Raw genomic sequence first — 985 nt, 5'->3', positions numbered from 1 at the left:
CGCGCGGGCTCGCCCGTGAGCAGCGCGGTGAGGCCGCTCGCGTACGCCGCGCCCAGCACCCCCTCGCGGTCCCGCTCCCGCCCGGCCGTCTCCGCGCCCCGCGTGCTCACCTCCTCGGCCGCCGCGTACTCGCCGTGCAGCGCGTACGCGACCCCGAGCGCCCACAGCGCGCGGGTGCGGTGCGGCCCGGTGGCGGACGGGTTCTTCAGCGCCGTCTCCAGGCGGGCCCGCATCTCGTGCAGCCGCCCGCAGCAGGCCCAGAAGAAGACGAGCCGTCCCGCGACGTCCAGCGCCTCGTCGGGGCGGTGCTCCGTCAAGTACGTGAGCGCCGCGCTCACTTCGCCGTACGCCTCGCGCGCCCAGCGGAACCAGACGATCTGCCGGGGACCGAGCCACTCCTCGTCCGCGAGGCGCACGAGGCGCGCGAAATAGGCGGCGTGCCGCGCCGCCAGCGCCTCGTGCTCGTCGGTGCCGAGCCGGTCCAGCCACTGCCCGCCGTACTCGGCGAGCGTGTCGAGCATCGACCAGCCGCGCCCGTGCCTGCGCAGCACCGAGCAGGCGAGGAGCCGGTCGAGCCCCGCCGTGACGTCCGCGCGCGTGAGCGGGCCCCCGGCGCACACCTCGCGCGCGGCCTGGAGGTCGAAGGGCCCGCGGAAGACGGTGAGACGCGCCCAGAGCAGCCGGTCCGCCGGGAGGCACAGCTCGTGGCTCCAGCCGATCGTGGTCCGCAGTGTGCGGTGCCGGTCGGGGGCGCCGCCGTGCCGCTCGGCGGCGGGAGCCGCGTGCCGCTCGGGTACGAGGGTGTCGTGCCGCTCGGGTACGAGGGTGTCGAGCCGCTCCGCCACCGGGCCGCCGTGCCGCTCGGGTACGAGGGTGTCGAGCCGCGATTTCAGGCGCCGGGCCAGCTCGTCGAGCGGCAGCCGCGCGGCCCGCGCCGCGGCCAGTTCCAGGGCGAGCGGGATGCCTTCGAGCCGCGCGCAGATCC

1 pseudogene is annotated in these 985 nt (G+C 77.2%); it reads right to left on the bottom strand.

Annotated elements, in window-relative coordinates:
• A pseudogene (locus G3I42_RS33755) lies at positions 1-985 on the bottom strand (regulator); the annotation flags it as partial.

The sequence above is a fragment of the Streptomyces sp. SID11385 genome, from assembly GCF_010548245.1.
Classification (GTDB): Bacteria; Actinomycetota; Actinomycetes; order Streptomycetales; family Streptomycetaceae; genus Streptomyces.
Note: the sequence above shows the minus strand (reverse complement) of the source record. Positions and strands in the feature narration are given on the sequence as shown.